Source organism: Cohnella cellulosilytica (assembly GCF_042431195.1).
Lineage (GTDB): Bacteria > Bacillota > Bacilli > Paenibacillales > Paenibacillaceae > Cohnella > Cohnella cellulosilytica.
The window spans coordinates 60,544-86,923 of sequence record NZ_JBHMDN010000013.1; the positions used below are offsets into that span (position 1 = coordinate 60,544).

Genomic DNA, 26,380 nt, shown 5'->3' on the forward strand with positions numbered 1-26,380 from the left:
ATTTCTTCTCCCGTTCAGCTTATGCGACGGTCGATGCGGAGAGCAGGGCCATCGGCCATGCCTTGCCGGATTCTCCGGCCCCGGAAGAGAACGGGCTTATCCGTTCTCTCCTGCCGGCTCCTCCTCCGGTTTGGCCGCGGGGGCTTCCGGTGAGGTCAACAGAATTTTGCCGTCGGCCAGCTCCAGCTTGATCTTGTTCGAGTCCTTCACGCCGATCGATTCCAGATAAGCGGCCGGAACCTGCAGCCGTCCCGCCTTGTCGAGAATCGCGTACTCGACGTGCGAATCCTCCTCCGACTGCGCGATGCCCAGCTCGAGCTCGGCCAGCTCTTCGGCGTAGGATTTGCGCCGGAGCATCTCGGAGGAGATTTTGCCGTCGCGGATCGCGACGACCCGGTCGACCTTCTTCGCCAGCAGCGGGTCGTGCGTAACGATCACGACGGTAATGCCGATCGTCCGGTTAAGCTCGCGGAACAAGTCGAGAATCTGGTCGGCCATCTTCGAATCCACCGACCCCGTCGGTTCGTCGGCCAGCAGCAGCTTCGGATGGTTGGCCAGCGCGATGGCGATCGCCACGCGCTGCTGCTCGCCGCCGGAGAGCTGGTGCAGCTTGTTGTTTTTCCGATGGGTCAGTCCGACCGCCTCGAGCAGCTCCAGGGCGCGGAGCCGCTTGCGCCTGCCCTTGAGCAGAATCGGCAGCTCCACGTTCTCAAGCGCCGTCAAGTACGGGATCAGATTGCGCGCATTGTTCTGCCAGACGAAGCCGACGCTCTCCCGCTTGTAGCGCACGAGATCCCGTTCGCCCATCTTCAGCATGTTCTTGCCGTCGATCTCCAGCTTGCCGGCCGTCGGCCGGTCCAGGCCGCCGAGCATGTTCATCAGCGTCGACTTGCCGCTGCCGCTGTTGCCGATGATCGCCATCAGCTCGCCGGCTTCGATCTGCAGGTCCAAGCCTTGCAGGGCGAACACCTCGAGATCGGCGGCTTTGTAGATTTTGACCAAGCCTTCGCAAGTAATCATCGGTCAGTCCTCCCCCAGCTTGAGCGCTTGATGAACCCGGATGCGGGACAGCATGTAGGACAGAATGCCAAGCCCCAGCACGAGCATGACGCCCACGACGGAATAGAGCCTCGCAAAATCGATCGCTTCGAACATCACCTTGAACGGAGGCACAAGGCTGCTCGGATTAAACGCGATTTGGAAGTTCGGCACATACAGTCGACTGGCCAGATTGCCGATCAGAACGCCGATCAGCACCGCCGCTCCCGACGTCAGCAGCTGCTCCAGCGCCAGCATGCCGATCAACTGCCGCAGCGACACGCCGATCGCGCGCATGATTCCGTTCTGCAGCGTCCGTCCTTTCAGCGACAATATCCAGTACAGCAAAAAGCCCACGAAGCTGATCACGATGGAAATCAGGAAACCCAGCGTCAATATCCCGTTCAAGGCGAGCAGGAACGGATCGTTCTTCGCCTTGGTCAGTTCCTCCCTCGTGTTGACGATGCTGATCAGCGGTATTTTCTGCTCTTCCATGCTCGCGTACAGATCGTTCGTCGAAGCTCCCGGCTTCAGCCTCAGCCATACCTGGTAAGGCTCCAGGGCAAGCTGGAACTGAATCCGGTTCAAATTGCCGACGACGAGCATCGGCGCGGAACCTTGCCCGTTCTTGTCGGCCGAATTCACGGTGCCCTGCGGCGGGTTCGGATTAAACGTCGGGAAATAATCGATAATGCCGAACACGACGAACGGCTGATAGTTGACGTTCTCCCACCCGATATTGATCGTGTCGCCCTTCTGCAGCCCGCGCTGGTCCGCCATCGTGCGGGAAATGAGCACGCCCCGGGGGTCCGACGCGATCAGATTCAAATATTCGTAGAGCGGATAGTCCAGCAGATAATCGGGAAACCAGGCCGTGCGGCCAAAATCGTCCGTATCGATGCCGATCAGCTTAATCGTGCCCGTCTTGTCCCCGGCCGAGAACGCGGCGTTGTCCTTGACGAACACCTTGGCCGCCTCGTCCACGCCCGTCAGCGTCCGGAACGGATCGAACGACGGCTCCAAATAATGCACGGGCTTGTTCGTCTGGACGGGCTCCGGCGCCGGAGCGCCCGGCGGAGCCGGAGGCGGCTTGTCGTTGGGCCATTGGGACTGCAGGACGATGTCCGCCCCGTTGGCGTAGCGAATGCGTTCCTCCGTATTGATGTTGAGGGTTCGCGCGGCCCCCGCGCTGAACACCCCGATCGCGATCGTCATGATCAGGAAGATCATCAAAAACTGATATTGGCTGCTCGAACGTCCGACCTGAATAAGCGTAGCGTACAAGGACGGCGGCCACCACTTGCGTCCCGCCCAGTAAATTAGCTTCAGCATGAGTGGGTACAGCCGCAGAATCAGCAGCCCTCCGCCGACGACGAACAGGGCCGGCATGACGAATTGCAGCGGGTCCAGGTTCAGATCGTCCGCGCCGAGACCGAGGGTTTGCAGATCCTTCAAGCGGTTGCGGAACGTATACAGTCCGTAAAAAGCGACCGCCAGCGCGAGCACGTCCAGGAACGCCTTGTGCCAGAACGGCGTTTTCTGCATTCTCGCCAGCTGCTGCTTGTGGCCGACGATCGACACCCGGGTGGCCAGCAGCACGGGAACGAGCATCATCAGGAACGACGCGCCGGCCGCTATTCCGCCGTACAGATACGCCTGCTCGTTTAACCGAACCGTCATGCGGGCGCGCTGCACGAATTCCAGGAAACCGTTGGAAGCGCCCAGCACCTTCGTCAGTCCCAGGCCGATGAGCGGGCCGATCAACCAGGCGAGGCCGCACAGCAGCAGCCCTTCGATCGCGAACGAAGCGACGACCTGCCATCTGGCCGCGCCGCGGCTCCGCAGGACGGCGATCTCGTTCTTCTGCCGGTCGATGATCAGATTGGACACCATGAACATATAGAAGCCGAGCATAATCAGCACGGGCACGTTCAAGGACCACATCAGCTTGCCGAGCTGCTTCGAGCGCTCGAAATATTTCTCGATCGTCGGAATCGTCGGCGCGCCGAACTCGGATTGGAACGCGGCCGATCTCGACTGCACTTCGGCCCGGATCGCTTTGTCCGTGGCAATGAAGTCGTTCACGTTGCGAAGCTCCATCTTCGTGTAATCCAGCACGAAATACCAGCCGCTCGCGCTGACCGGCACTTTGCCGCCCCGGATAAACTCGTTCTCGAACAGCTTGTAGTCGATGACGAACGCCGCGCCCAGATCGCTCAGGCTCGAATTCCGAAAATACGGATCGTCGTATTCCAGCTTCGTGAACATGCCGACGGGCTTGATTTTGACCGTTCCCTGTATGCCGTCGTCCTTCAGCAGCATCACCTGGTCGAGCACAAGCCCGAAGCGGATCAGCGCCTGCTCCGTCAGCAGCACCTCGTAAACGCCGTCTACGGGCTGTTGGGCGGGCAGCCGTCCGTCCACGAGCCGGATATGCTTCTGGAAGTCGCTGTATGCGCGAAGCGTCGTCGTAAGCGCGTTTTTCTTGTCCGGCTCCTGCTCCGGGACAAGCCGAACCGACTTGGTTCGCCGCTCCTTCACCAATTCCTTGACCGGAATGCCGAATCCCGGAGCGGCGGATTGCTCCATGTAACGATCCAGCGTCTCGATTACCGACTGCCGTCTCTCCAGGCTTTCGTTGTAAAATCCGACCATCGACCAATGCTGGCCGGGATAGGTGCTCCTCTCGTTCTGGAACGTCTCCAGATCCTTGACGAGCATGCGGCTCAGAATCGCCTCGGAATAAATCGGCATCGTGCCGACCAACGCCACCGTCATCAGAATGCCGAAAAACAAACTCGATACGAGCCATTTATTTTTGACCATTTTACGAATGATCATGATGAACAAAGCCAAAGCGTAACCCCCTTGCGCCCCGAAGGCGAAACCTGCTACTGCAGCACGACGATCTGGCCTTCGTCAAGCCCTTTGACGACCTCCACTTCCGTGGAGCCGACCAGGCCGGGCTCTACGTCGACCTCCCGCAGCCGCTCGCCGTCCTCCAGCACGCGCACGAAATTGCGTCCCAGGTACGAGCGCAAGCCGCTGCGCGGGATTTTGACCACGTCTTCCCGCTGCTGCGTAATGATTTTCACGTCCGCGATCGAGCCGATTTTGGCTTCCTTGGGCAGTTCCGGCAGCTCGACGTACAGCGTCTTGGCGTACTTCTCGGCCAGCTGCTGATTCAGTGTCTCCGGCGCGGAGGACGGCGTCTGCGTCACTGTGCCGACGATTTTCTCTCCCTTCAAGGAAACCTCGGCGGGAACGCCGACCTGCACCTCGCGAATGTCGTTCGCGTTGTCGACGCGCAGGGAAATGCGCAGGCTGGACGGATCGGCAATCGTCACGAGCGTCTGATACGCCTCGACGTAGTCGCCTTCCGTCAAGGATTCGGCGAACACGACCTGCCCGTCGATCTCGGAGACGAGCTGCTTGGAATTGAACTGCTTGGCCAGCCGATCGTACTTCAACTGCTCAATTTCAACCTGCAGGCCGGCGATATTGAAAGCCTGCTCGTCGGATTCGCGAGCTTGCCGGAATGCGTATTTCGCCTTCTCCAGCGCCAGCTGCTGCTCCTTGAGCTGGATGTCCAGACCGTCAACGATGAGCTGCACGAGCAGATCGCCTTTCTTGACCTGGTCGCCCGACTTGACGAGAATCTCGTCGATGCGGCCGCCTTGCCCGGAAAATTGGGCGATGCTCGTCGATACCGACTCGAACACGCCGCTTCCCGATATCGCCTTGACGATCGTGCCTTTCTCCGCGGTAACCGTCGAATAATTTTCCTGCCGGGGCTTGACGAGAGGAGGCTTAAGCTCCTGCTCCTCCTTCGGCAGCAGCGAGCAGCCGGACAGCGCGGCGCCAATCGTGAAAACGATTCCAAGAATAGCCGATTTTCTAAGAACGCGAGACAATTTGTCCATCCTCCAATTCGTATACGTGGTCTACGATTTCCATAATTGCCGGGTCGTGCGTTGTCAGGGCGATCGTCACCCCGCTGCGCTCCACCAGATCCCTGAACGCTTTTATAATTTGCAAGCCCGTCCGGCTGTCCAGCTCCGCCGTAGGCTCATCCGCCAAGATCAGCTTCGGCTTGTGGGCGATGGCGCGGGCGATCGCCGTTCTTTGCTGCTCGCCGCCGGACATTTCGAACGGCCGGTGATGCATCCGCTGCTTCAAGCCGACCCTCTCCAGCGCCTCGGTCGCCGCCCGCTTGCGCTCCTGCGCCGGATATCCCGCGACTCTCAGCACGAATTCCACATTCTCGAAAGCCGACATTAACGGAATCAGGGCGAACGATTGGAAAATAAGTCCCATTTCCTTGCGCCTGACCTCGTCCCGTTCCTTGCCCGACATCGCCGTGAGCTCCCGCCCGTCGAACGTAATCGTGCCTTCCGTCGGCTGGTCCAGCGCGCTCAGCAGGTTGATGAGCGTCGTTTTGCCGGAGCCGGACCGTCCTTTAAGCGCAACCAGCTTTCCCGCCGTCAGCCGGATATCCACATCCTTCAAAACCGTGACCGCTCCCGATCCTCTGCCGAACACGCGCTTAATGCCCTCGGCGCGGACGATTTCCTCGCCCGTCGTCTCCCCGCCTGTCATCGAATGCTCTCTCCCCTCGGCATCGAACGCCCGCTATGTTTTCCATTATTTTCAATACTTTCTCCACTATAGCACAGACCCCGCCGGAGTCAATTTCTTCTATCTAATTAACTATAGTTCAAAATCGAGCCGCAAAAGCGAAAAATTTCGCAAAAGAACAAAATTGCCTATGAAAAAAGCAATTTTGTCCCCGCTGCCGCGTTGTTCGACTCCGCCGGAAAGGGCGGGAACCGATTGCGCGGACGCGCAAGATGCAGTAGAATGATCATGAAAATGGTTTTCTTATTATTTTATGAAATCAAGAAATTAATTTTCTGGAATAAGGGGGTACGCGATGAGTTTGCTTCATGCGATTCAGGAAAGATGGGACAGTCTTCATGCGAAGGAGCGCGCGTTGGCCGACTTCCTGCTCCGGCACCCCCATGAGGCCGTCCAGATGACGATCACGGAGCTGGCGCAGCGTTCCGGGAGCAGTCCGGCGACGATCTCGCGCTTCTGCAAAACGTTCCATTCCCACAGCTTTCCCGACTTCAAGCAGCGGCTGGCGACCGAGCTCGTCCAGATGACATCGACTTCGAGCCGTTATCAGGACATCGTGGCGGGCAATCCGCTGCCGGAGATCGTGTCCGCCATTACGTCGAACCATTTGAGGTCGATTACCGATACGACCCAGGTGCTCGATCTGGCGCAGCTCCGCCTCGCCATCGAAGCGCTGCACAACGCCGCGCGCATCGATCTGTACGGATCGGCGACGTCGGGCATCGTGGCTCAGGATTTCTTCCACAAGCTGATTCAGATCGGCAAGGCGGCGGCCGCGTTCTCCGATCCGCATCTCCAGCTGACGTCGGCCGCTTCGCTGACCGACAAGGACGTCGCCGTCGGCATCTCGTATTCGGGAGAAACCCCGGAGACGATTCACTCGCTTCGCTGCGCGGCCGAGCGGGGAGCGACGACGCTGTCGATTACCCGCTTCGGGGCGAATTCGCTGGCCGAGGAGGCAAGCATCAAGCTGTTCACTTCCTCGGCGGAAATCGGGATGCGGCGCGGAGACATGGCCTCGCGCATGGCGACGCTGCACGTCATCGACGTGCTGTTCACGGGCTTGGTCAGCGAGCATTTCGAGCTGTACGTCCCGCGGCTGAAGCAGTCTTATCAAACGGTAGAGCAGTATTCAACGGGCAAAAAGGAGAGAAAATCGAAATGAACATCCTCATGTTCGACAGCGACGAGAAGCTTAACGAGGCGGCGGCCAACATTATCGTCGGACAAATTCAGACGATCCCGCGAGCGGTGCTCGGCTTGGCCACCGGAGGGACTCCCGTCGGCATTTACGAGCAGATCGTGCGCGACTACCGGAGAGGCATGGTCAGCTTCCGCAGCGTCACCACGTTTAATCTGGACGAATACGTCAATCTGCCGATCGACCATCCGGAGAGCTACCATTCCTATATGAACGCCCATCTGTTCTCGCACATCGATTTGCCGGAGGCGCAGCGCCATATTCCCAACGGCAACGCCGCGAATCTGACGGAGGAATGCCGCCGTTACGACGAAGCGATCGAGCTGGCCGGGCAGATCGACCTGCAGCTGCTCGGTCTCGGGCATAACGGCCATATCGGCTTTAACGAGCCTGCGCATGCTTTGATCAAGGGCACCCATATCGTGGAGCTGGCCGAGAAAACCCGCGAAGCGAACGCCCGATTCTTCGATTCGATCGACGACGTGCCGAAGCAGGCGCTGACGATGGGCGTCGGCACGATTCTGAAGGCGAAGAAAATTCTTCTTGTGGTCAAAGGCGCGGACAAAGCCGACATTATCCGCGAAGCGCTGCAGGGGTCGATCACGACGGACGTTCCGGCCTCGCTGCTGCAAACCCATCCGAATCTCATCGTACTGCTTGATTCCGCCGCAGGAGGCAAACTCGCATGAGCGAAGCGCAGAAGGAGCTGTTGATCGTCGGAGCCCGGGTCGTTGCTCCCCAAGGAACGATCGCGGACGGGTACGTTCATGTGAAAGCAGACAAAATCGCGGAGGTCGGAAGCGTCCGGGAGTTGGGCGGACGGCTTACAGAGGTCGAACGAGTGGATGCCGGAGGCGCCTGGCTCGTTCCCGGCTTTGTCGACGTTCATGTCCACGGCGGCGCGAATCACGACTTTATGGACGCCGACGAAGAAGGCATCCGGGCGATTACGAAGTTTCACGCCTCGAACGGCACGACGAGCATGCTCGCGACGACGTTGACGGCGCCGCGCGAGGAGTTGACCGCCGTGATTGCGCTGGCGGCCGATTATATGGCCAAGCCGATGCCTTATGCCAAGCTGGTCGGCGTCCATCTCGAAGGCCCGTTCGTCAGCGTCAAATGGAAGGGCGCCCAGAACCCGGCCTACATTCTGCCGCCGCAGCCGGAATGGCTGGACGATTGGGTCGCACGCTTCCCCGGCGTCGTCAAGCTGCAGACGCTTGCGCCGGAGATCGAGGGCTCGCTCGACTATATCGAGAAGCTGGCCGCCAACGGCATCGTTCCCAGCTGCGGCCATACGGACGCGACCTACGACCAGGTCGTCGCCGCGGCGGACCGCGGCCTGCGCCACGCCGTGCATACGTTTAACGCGATGACGCCGCTGCATCACCGCAACCCGGGCACCGTCGGCGCGGTGCTGACGGACGACCGCATCGTCGCCGAGGTGATCGCCGACGGCCATCACGTCCACCCGGCCGGCGTCAAGCTCATCACCCGGGCCAAAGGCGTGGACAACGTCATTCTCGTCACCGACGCGATGGCTGCCGCGGGCATGCCCGACGGCGATTACGAGCTTGGCGGGCTGCCCGTTCACATGAAATGCGGCGTCGCCCGGCTGAAGGAAAACGACAGCCTGGCCGGCAGCACGCTGACGATGATCTCCGCCGTTCGTTTCCTCGTCCGGAAGATCGGCGTTTCGCTGGAGGAAGCCAGCCGGATGGCCAGCGCCAATCCCGCCCGCCAGCTCGGCCTGGACGCCTCGATCGGCACGCTCGAAGCCGGCAAGCAAGCGGACTTCCTCCTGCTCGACGACGAGCTGAAGCTCGTATCGACCTGGATTGACGGCAAGAAGCTGTTTTCCTAAGCTCGTCTAACGGTTCCCCTGTCCTTCACCGAGGACGGCGGGAGCCGTTTTTTCATGGCCGGCCACAGGACTTACTCTCGCCAAGGCCTCCCGAAGGTAAAGCGGATGTGAAAATAGAGTAACCTTTCGCTTGCCCCCTCTCCGTGCGCCAACGTGCGAGTCCTCCTCCTATCCCCTTGTTTCAGACACCAAAATCGGACGAAGCTGTCCAGTTCCATCTTGGCGGAGCATTATTGGGCCGATCAACGGTGACATCGACGAATAACGCCCTGCGGGACTGTTATTTGACGGATCATCGGCACATCGACGACAGTCCACCAGCCCGTAAAGGACAGTCAGAACATCGAGTGCGAAATTGGTGGTGGGCGGTACGATAACCGATTCTGTAGAACATCGAGTGCGAAATTGGTGACTTGGGCGGTACGTTAACCGATTCTGTAGAACATCGAGTGCACAATTGGTGACTTGGGCGGTACGATAACCGATTCTGTAGAACATCGGGCGGGAATTTGGTGGATTGTGCGGTACGTTAACCGATTCTGTAGAACATCGGGCGCCCAATCGGAGGATTGGCGAAATTTTGGGGCTGCGCTCCTTCAAGGCTGAGTTCCTTCCGGTTTCAATTCACAAAATATTAAGCAATAAAAAGTTTCACAATGGGAAACCCTGAAGTTCGCGGAATTCCTTTTTATTCTTGCGACGGCGGGAGAGGTTCGGGCAATTTCCACAACAGAATTTGCGCCGGGCGCTGCCTGTCTCTAGGACAATTCGACAACGTTTGCTCCCGATCGGAAAGCCCTTTCAAAATCAGAAATAAAGTTTCGTAATTAACCGTTGACCATTGAAATAAAAGTATGTTACTATTCGCTCAAGCGTTTCGCCATCACTTGTTCGTCCATTCAAAAAACCGGGAGGTCATGCCAAGTATGTCCAAGAAAAAAAGCGCTCTCCTCATTCTCGTCTTTCTATTGGCAGCGTCTTCATTGGCCGCGTGCAGCTCCAAAAAAGACAACGCCCAGCCGTCGGCTTCGTCGCCGGCCGCCTCGGGCCAAAGCCCCGATTCGTCGGGATCGCCCGACGGACAATCGGAACAACCGATCAAGTTCTCGGTCTTCTACTCCGACAACGCAACGCTGCCGTTTAAGGAAGACTGGCTGACGGTGCAGGAAGTGCAAAAACGCTTTAACGCCGACATCAAATTCGAAATCATCCCGATCGCCGATTATCAGACGAAGGTTTCGCTCGCCCTGAACACCGGCAACAACGCTCCGGACGTCATTTTGTACCAGTCCACCAAGGGCGAGAACGCCTCTCTGGCGCTGAACGGCGCCATCGTTCCGATCAGCGACTACTCCGACTGGACGCCGAACTTTAACGCCCGCGTCCAAGCCTTCGGCCTGGAGGATCAAGTGGCGAGCCTGAACCTGAAGGACGGCAAACGCTATTATCTGCCTTCGCTGTACGACAAGCCGTTCTACGACGGCGGTCTTATCCTGAGGGAGGACCTGCTGGAGAAATACGGACTGCAAGCGCCGCAAACGTTCGACGATCTGTACGCCGTGCTGAAGAAGTTCAAGGAAGAAAATCCGGATTCCTACCCGCTGACGATTCTCGCCGGCCCTCGCGTGCTCTATCGCATGACGATGCCGTCCTACGGAATCAGCGTCGGCAAGAACGGAGCGGACGGCTCCAAAACGCTGAGCTGGGACTATGCGAACCAAACGTACTTCCCGGGCGCGATCAGCGACCAGTACAAGGAATACATGAAGTTCTTCTCCAAGCTGTTCGCGGAAGGTCTGCTCGATCCGGAAATGGCCGACCCGATCGACGGCGACAAATGGTCGCAGAAGATGGCCACCGGCAAATCGTTCGCCACCTACGCCTATTACGACCAGATCGGCGGCGTCGAGAGCGCCGCGACGGAAGCCGGCTTTAAGCTGCAGATGTATCCTCCGCTCGCCGGACCGGCCGGAGCGCATCACCAGCAGAAGAGCAGCACCGGATCGGGCATCCTGTTCCCGAAAAAAGCGGCGGACCGGCCGGACTTCGAGCGCCTGGTCAGAACGGTCGACGAAATCTTCTTCTCCGAGGAAGGCGCGAAAATCTGGGGGCTTGGCGTGGAAGGCCAGACGTACACGATGGACGGCGACAAAATCAAATACGCCGACGACATCGTCAATTCGCCGAACGGCATCTACAAAGAAATGCAGCTGAAATACGGCGCGGGCTCCGATGTAACCCAACTGGTCTGGATCAACGCGCAGGAAATGACCAAGTACGACGAAAACTACGGCCAGATCAACGCTGTCGTCGCCGGAATGCCGGATTCGATCCAGCCGATTCCTCCGACGCCGATGTTCGACGACATGATCGCCGAAGAAGCCGCGTCCTTGCAGACGCCGCTCGCCGACACGTTCGAGGTGTGGGCCGACGCGTTCCTGACCGGCAAGAAAAGCCTGGACAAGGATTGGGACCAGTACGTCAAGGAAATGAAAGGACTGCAGATCGAACGCTTCACCCAGCTCTACAACGACAACTTGTAAATAAGGCAAGGATTCCGTATTTCTGAAGCGATAAGAATAAAGACCTGCCGGGAAAAAGCGAGTCACGGGCTGACCGACATTTCCGCGGCGGGTCTTTGCTCATCGGATCGCACGCTCCTATCGTCCCTCATCCATGCGAAGAAGGTGAAGCTTTTGGCAGATTCGACACTCCTATCGAAAACTCCGAGCGGAAGCTACGCTCCTCCGAACCCGAGGCTGCGCCATTTCCGCCGTTATTGGCAGCTCTACGTCATGATGCTGCTGCCGTTATGCCACTTTCTGCTGTTCAAATACGCCCCGCTGATCGGCAACGTGCTCGCTTTCCGGCGCTACCGGCCGGCCATGGGGCCTTACGGCACCGAATGGGTCGGGCTGGCCTATTTCGAGCGCTTCATGCAGGACCCGGCTTTCTGGCGGGCCTTCAACAACACGCTTATCCTGTCGTTCGGGAACATTCTGATCAATTTTCCGATTCCGATTATCTTCGCCCTGCTGCTGTACGAGATTCGTTCCAAACGATTTCGCAAATTCGTACAGACCGTAAGCTATATGCCGAGATTCATCTCCACGGTGGTCGTCATCGCCATCCTGGGGGAGCTGCTGTCCCCCAGCTCCGGGCTGCTGAACCGCTTGCTGGGCGCTCTGTTCGGCATGGAACCGATCTATTTCATTAACGAGCCGCAATATTTCCGGCCGCTCTACATTTTAACGGAGACGTGGCAGTTTACGGGCTGGACCGCCATCATCTACCTGGCCGCCATCACCGGAGTCAACCGGGAGCTGTTCGAAGCGGCGGATATCGACGGGGCTACCCGCTTCCAGAAGGTCGTCTACGTGACGATTCCGTCCATCATGTCGACGATTATGGTCATGCTCATTCTGAACGTCGGCTCGCTGCTCAGCCTCGGCTTCGAGAAGGTGCTGCTCATGTATACGCCGTCCAACGCCATGGTCAGCGACATCATCGATACGCTGGTCTACCGCACCGGCCTGACCAATCAGAATTATTCGTACGCGACGGCGATCGGCCTGTTCAGCGGAGTGATCGGCGTCATCCTCGTCTCCGCCACGAACTGGTTCAGTAAAAAAATGTCGGGCGAAAGCATCTATTAATCCGGAAAGGAGCGGCCCCCTATGAATACGCAGCGCAAATCTCGTCCTTTGACTTTCGCCGACGTGCTGATCTACGCCGTTATGATCTTCGTCGTCCTGATCTGCTTCGTCCCGTTTCTCTACATGCTGGCGCTCTCCTTGTCCAGCCCCGACGCGATCATCAACAACAAGGTAACGCTGTTCCCGGTCGGCTGGAACTTCGAGGCCTATAACCAGATTCTCACGTATCCGAACTTCTTTAAGGCTTACGGCAACACCATTTTCTATACCGCGGCGGGAACGCTGATCTCGCTTCTCATGAGCGCCTTGTTCGCTTACGCGATGTCCAAGCGATTCCTGTACGGGCACAAGCTGGTCATGATGCTGATCGTGTTCTCGATGTTTTTCTCCGGCGGGCTTATCCCGACTTATCTGCTGGTCTCCAACCTTCATCTGACCGGCACGGTATGGGCGATGCTGCTCCCGTTCGCGCTTAACCAGTTCAACCTGATCATTCTGATCAACTTCTTCCGGGCCATCCCCTCGGAAATAGAAGAAGCCGCCATAATCGACGGCTTGAGCTACTTCGGCATTTTGCGGCGGGTCATCCTGCCTCTGTCCACGCCGGCGCTTGCCACGATCGGGCTGTACACCGCCGTCTTCTTCTGGAACGACTGGTTCAACGGCTTGATCTATCTCAATACCGACCAGTATCCGGTCATGCTGTTCCTGCGCAACATCGTCAACGGCACGTCGATGGTCGGAGACGGCGCCGGAGCCGCGGACAAGAGCACGATCGCCATGTCGATCAAATCGGCGGTCATCATTACGTCGACGCTGCCGATCATCATCCTCTACCCGCTGCTGCAGCGCTTCTTCGTCGCCGGCCTGACGGTCGGGTCGGTCAAAGGGTGAACGCGCTAAATTTTACGGTACGACCGGCACGATTCGGAGCTCCGAATGAGACTGTGGATGACGTTGTCGTAATTGCGGTTCGCCAGCGCGGTGAACAGCACGTCGATCACGATAAGCTGAGAGATGCGGCTGCTCATCGCCCCGCTCCGGTGATTGATTTCCGGGGACGACGTATAGAGCTCGAAATCCGCGCGGGAGGCCAACGGATTTTTGCCCAGCTTGGTTAAGGACACCATCGTGGCTCCGGCGGTTTTGGAGGCGATATCGAACGCTTCGTGCACTTCCTTGGTCATGCCGGAATGGCTGATGAAGAAGCAGACGTCCCCTTCCCTCGTGTTGGCCGCGTAGGTGAGCTGGATATGTCCGTCATGGCTGAAGCAGACGTTGCTGCCGATGCGCAGCAGCTTGTTGTAGAAATCTTCGGCGACGAGAGCGGAAGCGCCCACGCCGAACAGCTTGACCGAGCGTGCGTCGATCAGCCGCTGCACAACCGCCTCCACGACGTCGGCGTTCAGCAGGTTGACCGTATCCTCGATCGATTGCACGCTGCTGTTCTTGATGGCCATGAACACGTCGGAGAGGCCGGAATAGTCTTTAATATCGGTGAAAATATAGCGGCTCTTGTCCACGTCTTCGATGTAGCTGCTGTTAAGCTCGCTGAACAGGCTTCTCTTCATGCTCTTCAGACCGTCGAAGCCGAGCGCCTTGGCCAACCGGACCCAGGCTACCTGACTGACGCCGGCGCTTTCCGCCAATTGGGCGATCGGCTGATGAAACACTCTTTCGACATCGGCCAGAAAATAATCCGCCGCTTTTTTCTCCGAATTGCTTAAATCGTTGTAAATGTTGCGCACGCGGATCTCTATATTGGTCATAGCTCGCACCCGCTTCCTAAAATTAATAAACATGAAAATTATTCTCATTATACGCAGAGCGTTCGACAGAATCAAACCTCTATCGCGTCCAGAAAAGGATGGATGACTTATGACTTCATACTTCTCTCAATTGACAACGGAAATGAACAATCCGGCCACCGCTTCGATCGACGAATCCGGCACGCGGGACATGCTGCTTCTGATGAACGACGAAGACCAGTGCGTTCCCCTGTCGGTCCGCCAAGAGGTCGACTCCATTGCCGCGGCGGTCGATCTGATCGTGAAGTCGTTGAGAAGCGGAGGCCGGATGTTCTACGTCGGAGCCGGCTCTTCGGGAAGATTGGGCGTTCTGGACGCCAGCGAATGCCCGCCTACCTACGGGACCGATCCCGATCTGGTTCAAGCCTACATCGCCGGCGGCGACGTCGCCTTGAGAACGGCCGTGGAAGGATGCGAGGACGACTCCGGCAGCGGAGCGCAGCTCATTCTGGACAAAGGCGTGACCGCCGGCGACGTCGTCGTCGGCATCACCGCGAGCGGCTCGACCCCCTACGTGCTGGGAGCGATCGACCAAGCACGCGAGATCGGCGCGGCGACGATCGGCATCGTGACCAACCCCAACTCCCGCCTGAGCGAGCTGTGCGAGATTTGCATCGCCCCCGTCGTCGGACCCGAGGTCATCTCCGGCTCCACCCGGCTGAAGAGCGGTACCGCACAGAAGCTGGTGCTGAACATGCTGACGACCGGCGCGATGATCAAGCTGGGCAAGGTGTACAACAATCTGATGGTCGATCTGAAAGCCAGCAACAGCAAGCTGTACGACCGCTCCATCCGCATCGTGAGGCAAGTAACCGGCGTCTCGGAAGAGGAAGCCCGGCAGGCGTTAAAGGAAGCGGACCTGCACGTGAAGACCGCCATTCTGATGCTCGAGGCCAAGGTGGACGCCGCCGAGGCCGCCGCTCTTCTGGAGCGGCACGACGGCAGGCTTAAGGCCGCCATCAGGGGCGGACGAAGCCGTGCAAACTAACGCGGAGGTGCTTAATATGGACGGGACTCCATCCTTGATCGCTCAGGTCGGACAACGAATGATGGCCGGATTCGATGGCCCGCGGCTAGACGATAAGTTTATCTCTCTGGTGAAAAAATGGAAAATCGGCAACGTCATTTTGTTCAAATGGAACGTTACGGATAAGGAGCAATTGCAAGAACTGTGCGAGGACATTCAGCGTCTGGTCATCCAAGAAACCGGACGGCCCGCTTTTATCGCCATCGATCAGGAAGGCGGCGCCGTCTCCCGCCTCTCCGACGACGCCACCCGGGTTCCCGGGGCGATGGCGATCGCCGCGACCGGCGATCCCGCGAACGCCTACAGCGCGGGGAAAATAACCGGACTGGAGCTGAGAGCCCTCGGCGTCAACTTCAATCTCTCCCCCGTGCTGGACGTGAACTCCAACGACGCCAACCCGGTCATCGGGGTCCGCAGCTACGGGGAGCGGCCGGAGACGGTGATCCGCTACGCGCTCCCGATGATGCGGGGACTGGACGACAGCGGCACGCTCAGCTGCGGCAAGCATTTTCCCGGACATGGAGATACGAGCGTGGATTCCCATCTGGCGCTTCCGGTCGTCGACAAGACGATGGACGAGCTGCGGAGCGTCGAGCTTGCGCCTTTCCAGGCCGCGGTCGAAGCGGGCATTCCCGCGATCATGTCGTCGCATATCGTCTTTCCCCGGGTCGATCCCGGCAAGCCGGCGACGCTGTCGCGTCAAATTTTGACCGGGCTGCTTCGGGAAGAAATGGGCTTCCAGGGCTTGATCATGACCGACTGCCTGGAGATGAAAGCGATCCAGCACACCGTCGGCACGGTTCAAGGCACGGTCGAGGCGATCAAAGCCGGCGCGGACCTCGTGCTCGTCTCCCATACGGCTGCACTGGCCGCGGACTCGGCCGAAGCGATTCTGCGGGCGCTGGAATCGGGAGAGCTGGACCCGGAAGAATGGGAGCAGTCCGTAGAGCGGATCGCCGCGCTTAAGGCGGATTATCTGAACCGTCCGGCGCCGGACCCGTCCATCGTCGGCAGCGACGCCCATCGCCGGGAAAACCTCGACTTGCTGGGGCGTACGTTAACGCCGATCCGCATGCCCGAAAACCGCTTCCCTCCCCTCGGGGATCGTCCTTATTTCGCAGGCTGTCCGGTCTTCCGCGCCACGCAGGTGTCCAACCTTGCGAACGATCCGCTGAGCTTTCCCGTCTACATGGCGGAGAAGCTGGGCGGCCAAGCCGAGGTGACGCCCTCGAACCCGACCGCCGAGGAAATCGCGGCAATCTCCGAACGAGCCTGTGGAGCCACCTCCATCGTCGTCGGCACGTACAACGGGCACCTGTACCCGGGGCAGCTGGAGCTGGTCAATCGGCTTGCGGAGCTGGACGCGCCGGTCGTCGCCGTCGCTTTGCGCAATCCCTACGATCTGCGCTCGCTGAGCCCGAACGTCTGGTCGCTTGCCGCCTACGAATATACCGCTCAAGCGTTCGATGCCGTCGCGAACGTCCTGCAAGGAAAAACCGAAGCCCTTGGCAAGCCGTCCGTTACCGTACTGACGAATTGACCGACGAATGGGCGGCTGAACCGTTAGCGAAGCCGCCCAACTGTAAAAGGAGAGATCAAGCTATGGCCGACATGCTCGTCAACCTGTTGAACCTGCCCTCTCACGACGATCTGCTCGCCCGCCTGGAACGCGAAGAAGGCGTTCGCATCCACCGCGCGCTGGCTCCGGACAAGCGCCGCGTCGTCGAGTGGGTCGCCGAGCATTCCACCGTCAGCGCCTCGGGAGAGGCCGACGTATGCTTCGCCCGCCTGCCGGTAAGCTGCTACCTCGCGACGCGCGGGACCGACATTCTCGGCTTTGCCTGCTACGAGGCGACGGCGCCGAATTTCTTCGGCCCGACCCGGGTGCTGGACTCGGAGCAAGGCAAGGGCATCGGCAAGGCGCTGCTGCTCAAGAGCCTTCACAGCATGCGGGAGGCCGGCTACGTCTACGCGATTATCGGAGGCGTCGGTCCGGCCGAATTTTACGAGAAGGCGGTTGGCGCCTTCCTGATCCCGGACTCGACCCCGGGCATTTACCGGGACTTTCTCGGCAGGCGCAACCGCTCCTCCGAATAACGTATCACTACGTTCGTCCAAAGAGGCTGTTCCGTAAGCAAGCAGGGGCAACTAAAATGATCGTAAAAAGAATGGGGATATATCTCCTGTAGAGCGAAGCGCCTGCCTCATACGGTCATGAAATTACCCTGTTACGGGTTAATCAATTCTAATTTCATGACCGTATCAGCAGCGGAAGGAGATATATCCCCATGGTAATAAACGGAGCATTTTAGCTGCCCCGGCTTACGGGAAAATCGTCAAAAAAAGACCGCGGGAATGTCTGTCTCCCGCGGTCTTCTCCACGTTGTCGGCTGCGTTAGATCGCTTCCTGCTGGGACGTCTTGTTCTTCGCCAGCTTCAAATAACCGTAGACGTTCTGAAGCTCGCTGTTGTCCACGAAACGCAGGCGCATGTTCTCGGCCACGTCCAGAATGTACGGACGAAGCGCGGCGGCCCCTCCGCCGAGCACATAGAAGCATTGAATGTCCGGATACTTCTTCCAGCGCTTGCGAATCAGATCGACGATCTTCTGCGCGGCGCGACCGAAGTAATTGTCGACGATCGGACGAATATCCGCCTGGCCCTCGCCGACCCGCTGAATCAGGAACTCATGCTTGCGAATCCGTTGAATCAGCTTCGCGCGGCTCGGGAAGCGGTAGCCGTACTGGTCCTCCACATCGCGAATAATCGAATCCAAATACGACGCAAGGCCCAGCTGTTCGCCGGTGCTGAATTGATTGTCGATGCTCATCCGCTTGACGACCGGGAAATCCGTCGTCAGCGCGCCCATCTCGCAAATGCCGATGCAGCCGTAATACAGCTCCTCATCCCGCACCTGCAAATTCTCGTGCGTCGCCATATGAAACAATGCGGCCGCGCCCTCGATCGAGATGATCGCCCTGCGGATATTGACTCTTACCGTGCGACCTCTCAGCTTCGGCGTGGACAGGAAAGTCACTTCGTGCTCCCCTACCAGCCTCTCCTCGAAGGTTTGATGATAACGCGCATAAGTACGAACCGGCAAACCCGTGCCGATGACGTATTCGACCTGATCGATCGTTTGGCCGGGGTTGAGCGAATGGGCCACATTGGTGACGCTGGCATAAGCAAGAGCCGTCAGAGCGACGATAAGCGACTGGTCGCTCGTGGCTTTGTTGTCGGTCTCCTCGAGCTCGGCGTTGTCCTGGTCCTCGGACGCGAGCATGCCGACGAAATAGCGCTGTCCCTTCTTTTTCAGCTTGGGACTATAGACCATGACGTCGAGCGCCTTGAGGGGGGAATCCTCTTCCTGAAGAATATGCCTTTCGTACCCCGGCGACACGATATTCGGAATGACGACAGGGTCGTTGGATTCGCTCACTACCAGCTTTACGCTGTCATTGCCGATATCTATCCCTGCTAGCTTGATCATTATTGTCCTCCCTAATCCTAAGACTCGTCCCCGAGTATCGATATATTATAGTTAGGATTCGCCCCGATCCGACAAATTCCTCCTTTTCCACTATTGATTCCGATCATTTTTTTAAGGTAAAAAAGGATTATGCGACAAATGGGTCGAATTACCTCAGATAATGATGGAGAAGATCAAGCCGAATAAGACGAAATGTAAGAAAAAGCAGGAGGAAAGTCATGAAATGGAGGAATAGGAAATTCACCTTCATGGTGATCCCGGATGCGAACAGCGCGGTGAAAAGATTTCATCTCTCGTCGTTTGCGCTTGCGGTCGCGGTGGCGCTCGTTCTCGCTCTGATCGTCAGCTGCGCGACGGCCGTATGGCTCTATCGCGGGAATGTCAGCCGGATCGGTCAGCTTGAGCTGGAGCTTTCCGCGGCAACGGGAGATTACGAGCGAATTCTGGAAGACAAGGACGTACATATCAACGAGCTGCAGACCGATCTGGCCGACCTGGCCGAGCAGGCGAAGTCGATGGCCACACGCATGAAAGACATCAACAGCCTGGAATCCGAATTGAAGGAAATGGTCGGCCTCGACGCCGGCTCCTCTTCCGCGTCCCGCAAAGCGTCCGGAGCCGAGAACGACGACGGGGAATACGCCATGGACGGCGGGACGGGCGGCGAAGAGCTTCCGGTCAGCGATGCCGAGATGAACCAGCTCGTCGATCAGACCCGCGAAAGCCTTCAATCTCTCGGCAAACAGATCGCGACGATGAAGCCGAAGCTGGAGCTGACGAAGGAAGCGGTGGCCAAGCAGCTGCAAATTTTGGCCGTCACCCCGACGATCTGGCCGACCGATTCGCGGCGAATTACGTCGACGTTCGGCATTCGCAAGGACCCGTTCACGGGCAGGGCGACTTATCACGCGGGCGTCGATATCGGAGGCAAGACGGGAGAACCGATCTATGCGGCCGCGGACGGCACCGTAACCGAAGCCGGGCACAGCAGCTCCCACGGCAACAACGTCCTGATCAACCATTCCAACGGCATTCAGACGCACTATTCCCATATGAGCAAAATTATCGCGACCGTAGGGTCCAAGGTGCGCAAGGGTGATATTATCGGGGAGCTCGGCTCCACAGGAAGAAGCACCGGTCCCCATCTTCATTACGAAGTGATCGTTAAAGGCGAGCATGTCGATCCCGAGCCCTATCTTAAAGCAACGAGAAGGAGCCAATAACATGTTTAAAAGCAAAAAATCGAAGATCGATCCGAATATGACCGACACGCTGATCGGCGAGGGCACCGCGTTCGAAGGCAAAATCAAGTCGGAAGCCGGCCTGCGCGTCGAAGGCCAGATGGAAGGGGACATCGATTGCGCCGGGGATGTCACGATCGGGGAGAACGGCATCGCCCGCTCCCACATTCAGGCCCGCAACATCGTCATCGCCGGGAAGGTCGTCGGCAACGTGGCCGCGGCCGCCAAGCTGACGATCAAGTCGACCGGCCGGTTAAACGGCAATCTGTCGGCGCTGGAGCTTTCCATCGAATCCGGGGGCATTTTCCACGGGACGAGCAGAATGAACGACGGGGCCGAAGCGGAGGCCGCGGCCGCTTCCGAAGACAGAACGTCCGTCCGCGAGCCGGAAGGCAAATCCGCGTCCGCGCAGGAAGGCGAAGCGGTGGCCGTCTTAAAAACGTGGTAAGTTTGCGCGAGCTTCCGCACTTCGTGTATCATTCTTAAGTAGGCAGACAGAACGGAAGGCGGACTGGAGTGACCGAATTGGACGAACAAATGAAAAAGGCTTACGAATTGTTGGGACTTCCGGAGGACGCGACGCGGGAACAAGTGGAAAATCGCTACTTTATTTTGTTGAAGCGGGCGCGTTCCGAGAAAACCCGTTCGGAAGCCGGCGAAGAAGACGGAGAAACGCTGAACCTGACCGAGATCAACCAGGCGTACAACCTCATCATCGGCATCGAATCCGAGAAAACCGTTACCGTCGTGAAGCAATCGAAGATCGGCCATTTTTTCTACTACTACAAGCTTCATGTCATCGTTGGCCTGCTGATCGTGCTGGTCGCCGGTTATATGATCAAGGAAGGCGTCGACAAGAGAAGGGAAGCCGCCAATACGCCGCCCGCCAACCTGTCGGTAAGCGTATTCGGCAACTTCTATTTTGCGGATACCGAGCTCCTGGAGCAGAACATGCTGAATCTTGTTCCCGAATGGCAGAGAATCAAAACCTCTCTCGTCTACAACCCGCCGGAAATCCAGAGCCAGCAGGACATGGCGCTGCAGCAGAAAAGCGTGCTCATGCTCATTACCGAGAAAGACGAAGTGTACGTAACGGACGAGAGAAACTTCGAAAGTCTGGCCATGCAAGGCTTATTCGTCAAGCTCGACGAGTTCGCCGCCAAGACCGGACTGACGATTCCGGAAAACCTGATCCGCAAGGCAAGGACCGAAGACGATACCGCGGATTACGCCTACGGCATCGATCTGACCGGGCACCCGATATTCAACGGCGTCGAGGTGGGCGGCGAACGCCAAATCGTCGGCATCCGTGCGCCGGAGGACAAATGGGACGATACCCGGATACTGATCGGGAAGCTTCTTGAGACGATGCGCTGACGGGGAAAAGCAACCAGCAAAAACGCCTGCGGCGTCCTTAAGACGATGAATGCCTTGTTCTCGGAGACGATTCCGGATAGATTAGCGAATTTTATACTTTCCGAATCGTGAAAAAAGGGCTGACCTGCCGAGAAAATCGCAGGTTTGGCCCTTTTTACATCGCTGTCGAGCGTCAGTTGAAGTACCAGTAGACAAGCGCAAGCTGCAGGATCAATATCGCCGGCATGCCGAACGTGAACGAAGCATGCTTGGTTTTATGCCGCCACGTCCTCATCCCGACGATCGCCCCCGCGGAACCGCCGATCGCCGCCCACAGAAACAGCGTCCTCTCCGCAATTCTTCGTTCTCGTTTTCTGGCCAACGCTTTGTCGCGCCCCATTAAATAAAACGCGATCAGATTAACGACGATCAAATATCCGACTGCTACATACATTCCGGTTCCTCCGTGCGAACTTCATTATCGCCGTCTGCGCGCGACGGCCCACTCGACCATTTTAACGCGGCGGACCGGATTTGGATACATGCCCCGGTTTAAGTGTTGAATCGCACCGCGAACGCCTTGTCCCCCTCCTTCGTCTTCCAGCCGTTCCAGCCCGCCGCATCGGTCACCGAATTCGCCCGGAAAGTCAGCTCGTAATGACGGTTGGACCGCAATTCGTCATCCAGCTTAAGAATCGCTTCCGAGACGATTTTGCCGGGATTCTCCTGTTCGACGTAATCGATGCCCCTCTCCCGCCTGTCGACCTCGCGCAGCTGAAAAGCGGAAGCACTCACATTTTTAACCGGTTCGCTGAACAGCACTTTAACCGTCTTGCCATCGAGGACGATCGCTTGCGTGACGAACGGGACCGCGTTATCGACGAGCGTGCCGGCGAATACCGCCGTATCCGCTCCTCCTGCCGCGTTTAAGGCCGATACGCCGGAAACCTTGGCCGTGTAGACATGACCCGAGCGGAACAAGTCGGGATTGGCCGAGGACTTCGTCCGATACTGAATCGTCACCGCTCTGTCGCTCCCCGGCTTGCGCTGAACGAAAGCGCTCCAGTCGGACATCGAAACCGCGGCTCCGTTATCCGTCATGCCGCCGAGCTTGACTCCGCCGACATCGGCATCGGACAGCGCGCGATTAAACGTCAGCTCCACCGTATTTTTGTTGATCGCGGCCGCGCTCTGCAGAACGGCCTGCTCGAGCGGGTTGGCAACCCCGCCGAAACGCCAGTTGGTCGACGCGTCCATCACGTTGCCCGCCAGATCGGGAATGCCGCTTACCGTCAGCGTATAGAACGTGGCGTCGCGCTGCGGCGTCGTCTTCAGGACGACGGTCCTTCCGTCTCCGTCCAGCGTCGCCTGAACGACGGACAGCCCTTTGTCGATCGTATAATGGCCCGTTAGCGCCGCGTGCTTCGGATCGATTTTTTCGCTGAACTTCACCGAGATCAGCGCCGTCGTCACGTCGATTTTCACTTCCGCGACCTTCGGCTTCGTATTGTCGTTGCTTCCTGTCAGATACAGATCGCCGCGCGTATCCATTACGTTGCCCGCAAGGTCTTTCACATTCCGCACCGTCAGCTGATAGTTTTTGCCGTCCGCTTGATCCGAAGTCGTGAACGTAACTGTGCGGCCGTCCTGCGAGAGCTTAACGCTTGTAATCCGAAGTCCTCCGCTCAACTGGTAGTTGGCGGAATTGGTCGCCGATTTCTGCTCTACCGGCTCGGAGAAGATCAGCTCGTAGGTTTTGTGGGCCACCTTAACCGGCTGCGAGACGATCCCCGGCTTCGTCGTATCCTCCTGCGCGGACATATAGCTCCATGTCGCTCCGTCGATCGTGACCGTATGCAGTACGCCGCCAAGCTGCCGATCGGTCCACAGCACGATGGACATTCCATCCTGGGCGACGGTCGCTTGCAGCACGTTGCGCGTATTGCCGTAAACGTCCTTGACGACGAATCTGCTCTTGTCGATCGTCTTGTCTCCCGGGTCCGCCCATTGGAAAAGCTGGATTCTGACCGATTGGTTCGTCAACTGCTCGACGGAACGCACGAACAGCGGTTTGACGCGCATCTCCGCGTAAATTTCGTAGGCCGCCTCCACGAGCAAGCCGCGCGTCGCGTCTACCGTGTAGTCGCTAAGCTGCGGAATGAGCTTACGGTCGAGCGCCAGGCCGACGGCTCCCCTGGCCCACGGGGACACTCGCCCCGTTACCGGCGTAGAGCTCGGGCCGCTTAAGCCGTAGCTTCTGGTCAGGATGACGGCGAGCTGCTCCACCGTCACGTTGCTCGTCGGCGAGAACGTTCGGGTTTTCGTGCCGTTCATCAGCCCCGCCCGCGCGACGGCCTCGACCTCGCTAAACGACCAGCGCGTCTTTAACACGTCGTTGTAGCTGGGAACCGTGCGGCCCGCCGGCAGCTCCAGCAGCCGGTACAGCACCGCGGCAAGCTGTTCCCGCGACATCGAGTCGTACAGGCGGGAGCTTCCGTCCGAGAAACCGGTAAAGATGCCGTTCTGCCTGAGCTCCTCGAACTTCTGCTCCGTCGACAGGTTCGCGGCCCCCCAAGCGGTCCAAGGAAGCCCGAGCACCAACAGCAGCGCGAGCATTCCCGTTACGATTTTTCTCATCCCGCTACCTCCTCTTATTCACCGCTTCTCCTCCGCCCTCTGAGGTTGGGCCGATCGGATTGCGGCGGTATAGGATTTAACGCGGATCAGATACAATTTGTTTCTTTTATGAGAAAAAATTTAGCATTTAGATACGTTAAGTAACAACTTGTCCTATCGGATAAGGGAGGCAACATTGGGCGGGAAATTGGGGGCTGGTGGGGCGCGTTAATCGATTCTGTGGAACATCGGGAGGCGAAATCTTGGTTTGCGGGGCGCGTTAACCGATTCTTTAGAACATCGGACGCCAAATTCCCGATTTGGGAGGCGCGTTAACCGATTCTTTAGAACATCGGACGCCAAATTCCCGATTTGTGAGGGGCGTTAACCGATTCTTTAGAACATCGTGGGGCGAAATCTTGATTTGTGAGGCGCGATAACCGATTCTTTAGAACATCGTGGGGCGAAATCCCGGTTTGTGAGGTGCGTTAACCGATTCTTTAGAACATCGGGCGGCGAAATCCCGGTTTGTGGGGCGCGTTAACCCATTCTTTAGAACATCGAGCGGCGAAATCTTGGTTTGTGGGGCGCGTTAACCGATTCTGTAGAACATCGGGAGGCGAAATCCCGGTTTGTGAGGCGCGTTAACCGATTCTGTAGAACATCGGGAGGCGAAATCCCGGTTTGGGAGGTGCGTTAACCGATTCTTTAGAACATCGGACGGCGAAATCTTGATTTGTGAGGCGCGTTAACCGATTCTTTAGAACATCGAGCAGCGAAATCTTGATTTGTGAGGCGAGTTAACCGATTCTTTAGAACATCGTGGGGCGAAATCTTGATTTGTGAGGCGCGATAACCGATTCTGTAGAACATCGGACGCCGGAATCCCGGTTTGTGAGGGGCGGCATAACGATTAGGCGCGTGAGAACCAGTGCGGAGAGTGGCGGGGCTGGGGGCCGACTTTCCTGCCGTTCGCCAGTCGCAGCCAGGTGGAGAAGCCCGGCTCGCCGTCGCGAAGCCGGATGATGCGTGCACCGCGTTGGTAGAACCATCGTCCGTAGGTGTTGTAGCCGGTCGCTCTCCCGTAGCCGAGACGGATGCCGTCCAGTTCGCCAATGTAGTCGTTGATATGATCGTGACCGCAAAAAACGCCCGCCGTCCCGCCGGTCTCGACCAGCGCGGCAAACAGGCCGGAGTTGATCCCCGGGGCGTGCACCTTTTCGAAGCGGCGGCCTCTGCAGACGCGGGTATTCCATATCTCTCGGTACTCTGGGAACGGAATGTGCAGAAACAGCAAAGCCGGAACCGGAATGCCTCCGTTGTCCCGCCGCAGCGCCCCCGCTTGCTCGCGGAACCAAGCGATCTGATTCGCGCGTACCCAGTCGTAGCCGTCTATGCCCGGAAGCTCCGAATAAGCGCCGCTGTCGAGAAAATAAAGCGCCGCTCCCGTGCGCCCCGCCGCATCCTCTATTCGCGCGACAAAGTTGCCGACTCCGGAAATATCGTGCGGACTCGGCTGCGCAATCGTTCCCGCCAGCTCCAGTTGAACGTCCAGCAGCCGTTCCCGCGCAACATCCCCTTCGCTGTCATGATTGCCGAAGATAGCCGCCCATGGAATGCCGCTGCCAACGACGGCGGACAGCGCCTCGCGGAAGGACCGGAGCGGATCGGCGCAGCGAAGGCTGTCGATCACGTCGCCGGTCAGCACGACCAGATCCGGGCGCTCCTCCTCCAAAATCCGTTCCATCAGCGCGCGGGTGAGTGCGTCCTTCTTTCCTCCGTCCGTCCAGTGCAGATCGGTGAATTGAACGATCGTGAACGTCCCGTCGGCACGGAACTTCAAGCTGCTGCTCATCCCCATGCATCCAACCTCGCAATCGTATCTACTCTCTTAACGCGTCATAGAGCTTGCTCGACATACTGGAGCCCGAGCCGGCCGACTTCGACTGAATCGCTTTTCTCGCCTTGTACAGTTCTTCCTTTAGCCGTCTATTCTCCGCCAGCAGCGCTTCCGCATCCTGCGCCTCCGGAGCCGAGGCCGATTCGCCGAGCCGTTCTCCGTTGGCATAGTAGCCGTCCCGCTCGTAATTGCGGAAAGCGATCTCCAGCTCCGGCACGCCGAGCGAGCGGACATGGCGGTCGATGCAAGCCGCTGCGAGGTCCCGTACGGCCGTTCCCCGGTCGAACCAGGCCACCTCGACGAACGGATAGGAAGGGACGATCTCTCCCCCGAACAGGGCCGTCGTATGTAAACATTCCAACAAAATATAGTCCTCCGGGCACCGGCACACGGAAGCCAGCTCCGCGACAAGCGGCGCGCTGATCGCGCGGACTTGCTCCGGCGGTACGCCCCGGAACAGCAAATGAGGCATGATCCGGACACTCCTTCTTTTAAGCGGTTGTTCAAAACGTCCAATTTTGATCGCGAAGCGGAACTTTCTGAAC

At 58.3% G+C, this 26,380-nt stretch carries 22 protein-coding genes; 12 read left to right on the plus strand and 10 right to left on the minus strand.

What is annotated here, in order from left to right:
- Positions 1–96: 96 nt before the first annotated feature.
- The 4 genes from ACFFT4_RS10035 to ACFFT4_RS10050 are packed head-to-tail and all read right to left on the minus strand — an operon-like array spanning position 97 to position 5,637.
- Complete coding sequence (locus ACFFT4_RS10035; protein ID WP_378047256.1) at positions 97–1,020, minus strand: ABC transporter ATP-binding protein; 924 nt, start codon at positions 1,018–1,020, stop codon at positions 97–99.
- Between the two features lie 3 nt (positions 1,021–1,023).
- The gene (locus ACFFT4_RS10040; RefSeq protein ID WP_378047257.1) at positions 1,024–3,894 is read right to left on the minus strand and encodes an ABC transporter permease; all 2,871 of its coding nucleotides are present in this window, start codon (positions 3,892–3,894) and stop codon (positions 1,024–1,026) included.
- 35 nt (positions 3,895–3,929) lie between these two features.
- A complete protein-coding gene (locus ACFFT4_RS10045; RefSeq protein WP_378047258.1) occupies positions 3,930–4,961 on the minus strand; it encodes an efflux RND transporter periplasmic adaptor subunit in 1,032 nt (343 codons plus the stop codon).
- Positions 4,936–5,637, minus strand: a complete 702-nt coding sequence (locus ACFFT4_RS10050) for an ABC transporter ATP-binding protein (RefSeq protein ID WP_378047260.1) — start codon at positions 5,635–5,637, stop codon at positions 4,936–4,938. Before ACFFT4_RS10050 ends, ACFFT4_RS10045 begins: the two co-directional genes overlap by 26 nt.
- A gap of 334 nt (positions 5,638–5,971) precedes the next feature.
- On the opposite strand from ACFFT4_RS10050, the gene ACFFT4_RS10055 reads away from it, so the two are divergent.
- The 6 genes from ACFFT4_RS10055 (at position 5,972) to ACFFT4_RS10080 (ending at position 13,291) form a co-directional block, all read left to right on the plus strand.
- A complete protein-coding gene (locus tag ACFFT4_RS10055) occupies positions 5,972–6,841 on the plus strand; it encodes a MurR/RpiR family transcriptional regulator (protein ID WP_378047261.1) in 870 nt (289 codons plus the stop codon).
- Positions 6,838–7,566, plus strand: a complete 729-nt coding sequence (gene nagB / locus ACFFT4_RS10060; RefSeq protein ID WP_378047263.1) for a glucosamine-6-phosphate deaminase — start codon at positions 6,838–6,840, stop codon at positions 7,564–7,566. Before ACFFT4_RS10055 ends, nagB begins: the two co-directional genes overlap by 4 nt.
- Complete coding sequence (gene nagA / locus ACFFT4_RS10065) at positions 7,563–8,741, plus strand: N-acetylglucosamine-6-phosphate deacetylase (RefSeq protein WP_378047265.1); 1,179 nt, start codon at positions 7,563–7,565, stop codon at positions 8,739–8,741. Before nagB ends, nagA begins: the two co-directional genes overlap by 4 nt.
- A gap of 926 nt (positions 8,742–9,667) precedes the next feature.
- On the plus strand, positions 9,668–11,284 hold the full coding sequence (locus tag ACFFT4_RS10070) for an extracellular solute-binding protein (protein ID WP_378047266.1): 1,617 nt from the start codon (positions 9,668–9,670) through the stop codon (positions 11,282–11,284).
- A gap of 153 nt (positions 11,285–11,437) precedes the next feature.
- Positions 11,438–12,397: an ABC transporter permease gene (locus ACFFT4_RS10075; protein ID WP_378047267.1), complete on the plus strand. Its 960-nt coding sequence runs from the start codon at positions 11,438–11,440 to the stop codon at positions 12,395–12,397.
- Between the two features lie 21 nt (positions 12,398–12,418).
- Complete coding sequence (locus tag ACFFT4_RS10080) at positions 12,419–13,291, plus strand: carbohydrate ABC transporter permease (RefSeq protein ID WP_378047268.1); 873 nt, start codon at positions 12,419–12,421, stop codon at positions 13,289–13,291.
- Between the two features lie 5 nt (positions 13,292–13,296).
- On the opposite strand, the gene ACFFT4_RS10085 is transcribed toward ACFFT4_RS10080, so the two are convergent.
- Positions 13,297–14,166 carry a MurR/RpiR family transcriptional regulator gene (locus ACFFT4_RS10085; protein WP_378047269.1) on the minus strand — a complete coding sequence of 290 codons (870 nt, stop codon included), beginning with the start codon at positions 14,164–14,166 and terminating at the stop codon, positions 13,297–13,299.
- Between the two features lie 109 nt (positions 14,167–14,275).
- On the opposite strand from ACFFT4_RS10085, the gene murQ reads away from it, so the two are divergent.
- The 3 genes from murQ (at position 14,276) to ACFFT4_RS10100 (ending at position 17,329) form a co-directional block, all read left to right on the plus strand.
- Positions 14,276–15,193 carry an N-acetylmuramic acid 6-phosphate etherase gene (gene murQ, locus ACFFT4_RS10090; RefSeq protein ID WP_378047270.1) on the plus strand — a complete coding sequence of 306 codons (918 nt, stop codon included), beginning with the start codon at positions 14,276–14,278 and terminating at the stop codon, positions 15,191–15,193.
- Positions 15,183–16,772: a beta-N-acetylhexosaminidase gene (gene nagZ, locus ACFFT4_RS10095; RefSeq protein ID WP_378047271.1), complete on the plus strand. Its 1,590-nt coding sequence runs from the start codon at positions 15,183–15,185 to the stop codon at positions 16,770–16,772. The genes murQ and nagZ overlap by 11 nt, the downstream gene beginning before the upstream one ends.
- Positions 16,773–16,834: 62 nt before the next feature.
- Complete coding sequence (locus ACFFT4_RS10100) at positions 16,835–17,329, plus strand: GNAT family N-acetyltransferase (protein WP_378047273.1); 495 nt, start codon at positions 16,835–16,837, stop codon at positions 17,327–17,329.
- A gap of 298 nt (positions 17,330–17,627) precedes the next feature.
- Here the strand turns inward: ACFFT4_RS10100 and ACFFT4_RS10105 are convergent, their stop codons facing one another.
- Positions 17,628–18,722: a ParM/StbA family protein gene (locus tag ACFFT4_RS10105; RefSeq protein ID WP_378047275.1), complete on the minus strand. Its 1,095-nt coding sequence runs from the start codon at positions 18,720–18,722 to the stop codon at positions 17,628–17,630.
- 218 nt (positions 18,723–18,940) lie between these two features.
- Between ACFFT4_RS10105 and ACFFT4_RS10110 the strand changes: the two genes are divergently transcribed.
- The 3 genes from ACFFT4_RS10110 (at position 18,941) to ACFFT4_RS10120 (ending at position 21,340) form a co-directional block, all read left to right on the plus strand.
- On the plus strand, positions 18,941–19,945 hold the full coding sequence (locus tag ACFFT4_RS10110) for a peptidoglycan DD-metalloendopeptidase family protein (RefSeq protein WP_378047277.1): 1,005 nt from the start codon (positions 18,941–18,943) through the stop codon (positions 19,943–19,945).
- A 1-nt stretch (position 19,946) separates the two neighbouring features.
- A complete protein-coding gene (locus ACFFT4_RS10115) occupies positions 19,947–20,411 on the plus strand; it encodes a bactofilin family protein (RefSeq protein WP_378047279.1) in 465 nt (154 codons plus the stop codon).
- A 68-nt stretch (positions 20,412–20,479) separates the two neighbouring features.
- Positions 20,480–21,340 (plus strand): hypothetical protein, encoded by an 861-nt coding sequence (locus tag ACFFT4_RS10120; RefSeq protein ID WP_378047281.1) that lies wholly within the window; start codon positions 20,480–20,482, stop codon positions 21,338–21,340.
- A 172-nt stretch (positions 21,341–21,512) separates the two neighbouring features.
- Here the strand turns inward: ACFFT4_RS10120 and ACFFT4_RS10125 are convergent, their stop codons facing one another.
- The 4 genes from ACFFT4_RS10125 to ACFFT4_RS10140 all read right to left on the minus strand — a co-directional run bounded on the left by ACFFT4_RS10125 (position 21,513) and on the right by ACFFT4_RS10140 (position 26,307).
- Positions 21,513–21,773 (minus strand): DUF1294 domain-containing protein, encoded by a 261-nt coding sequence (locus ACFFT4_RS10125; protein ID WP_378047283.1) that lies wholly within the window; start codon positions 21,771–21,773, stop codon positions 21,513–21,515.
- A gap of 98 nt (positions 21,774–21,871) precedes the next feature.
- A complete protein-coding gene (locus ACFFT4_RS10130; protein ID WP_378047285.1) occupies positions 21,872–23,956 on the minus strand; it encodes an Ig-like domain-containing protein in 2,085 nt (694 codons plus the stop codon).
- Between the two features lie 892 nt (positions 23,957–24,848).
- Positions 24,849–25,790: a metallophosphoesterase family protein gene (locus ACFFT4_RS10135; protein ID WP_378047287.1), complete on the minus strand. Its 942-nt coding sequence runs from the start codon at positions 25,788–25,790 to the stop codon at positions 24,849–24,851.
- Between the two features lie 28 nt (positions 25,791–25,818).
- Positions 25,819–26,307, minus strand: a complete 489-nt coding sequence (locus tag ACFFT4_RS10140; RefSeq protein WP_378047289.1) for a DUF1904 family protein — start codon at positions 26,305–26,307, stop codon at positions 25,819–25,821.
- Positions 26,308–26,380: the final 73 nt, after the last annotated feature.